Source organism: Bradyrhizobium manausense (assembly GCF_001440035.1).
GTDB lineage: Bacteria > Pseudomonadota > Alphaproteobacteria > Rhizobiales > Xanthobacteraceae > Bradyrhizobium > Bradyrhizobium manausense.
Genome location: NZ_LJYG01000117.1, coordinates 1 through 1,282, shown reverse-complemented (window position 1 = coordinate 1,282; position 1,282 = coordinate 1). Strand labels below are relative to the sequence as shown.

The following is a 1,282-nucleotide window of genomic DNA, read 5'->3' as shown; positions in this document are numbered from 1 at the left end:
AGAGGTGGATCAGGAAATTTGAACAACACTTATAAGTGATATTTTGCTCCCCAAATGATGTTATAAACATCAATATATGGAGTATTTTATGGCACGTAGACCAAGAAGAAATCATTCAAATGATTTTAAAGCTAAGGTAGCACTTGCTGCGATTAAAGCAGAAAAAACACTTGCTGAATTGAGTGCTGAATTTGATGTTCATCAAAACCAAATTATCGACTGGAAAAATCAACTGATTTCAGCTTCCTCGCAAGCTTTCGATCAATCAAAAGCTCCAACAGAACCACCCATCGATCTAAAAAAACTACATGCAAAAATCGGTGAGCAGGCATTAGAAATTGATTTTTTAGAAGGTGTGTTGAAGAAACTGGGCCGCTTCAACCACAAAAGTTAATCGATGACTCACTTCAGATTTCAGTATCTAAGCAAGCTCAGCTGCTGAAAGTCTCCCGTGGTTGTTATTACTATCGCCCAAAACCTGTGAGTGCATCAGATCTGAAGCTGATGCGGTGTATGGATGAGTTACATATGCAATACCCTTTTGCAGGTAGCCGTATGATGCGTGATTTGTTGAATCGTCAAGGACATCATATAGGACGACGTCATACACGTACTTTAATGAAGAAAATGGGCATTAATGCGTTATATTGCAAACCAAATTTAAGCCAGGCTAATCAAGCTCACCGCAAATATCCATATCTGCTCAAAGGATTGGCTATTCAGCGCAGTAATCAAGTGTGGTCTACGGATATAACGTATATCCCTATGGCAAAAGGCTTTGTTTATTTATGTGCTGTGATTGATTGGCATAGCCGCAAGGTACTTGCGCATAGAGTATCGATTAGTATGGAGGTTACATTTTGCATAGAAACATTAAATGAAGCTATTGAAAAATATGGTCGACCTGAAATATTTAATACAGACCAAGGCAGTCAGTTTACCAGTGATGCATTTATTGATGTATTGAAATCAAATGACATCCAAATCAGCATGGATGGTAAAGGTCGATGGGTTGATAATGTGATGGTTGAACGATTATGGCGGAGCGTTAAATATGAAGAGGTGTATCTCAAAGCCTACAGCAATGTTTTGGATGCGAAGAAGCAATTAAACGCATATTTTGAATTTTATAATTTGAAACGACCTCATTCGAGTCTGGACAAAATGACTCCAGATGAGTTTTACTATGACCAGCTACCACAACAAAATAAGGTAGCTTAACTAGAGCAGAGTATCACTTATAAATAAGCTTTTAGTTGTTCAAACATGTGGGACCACCTCT

1 protein-coding gene is annotated in these 1,282 nt (G+C 38.1%); it reads left to right on the top strand.

Annotation, left to right across the window (positions count from 1 at the left end):
- Positions 1–76: 76 nt before the first annotated feature.
- Positions 77–1,221, top strand: a protein-coding gene (locus AOQ71_RS44540; RefSeq protein ID WP_085944219.1) for an IS3 family transposase whose coding sequence is annotated in 2 segments (ribosomal slippage) — positions 77–341 and positions 341–1,221 — 1,146 coding nt in all. Because the reading frame shifts where the segments join, the coding sequence is not laid out codon by codon here.
- Positions 1,222–1,282: the final 61 nt, after the last annotated feature.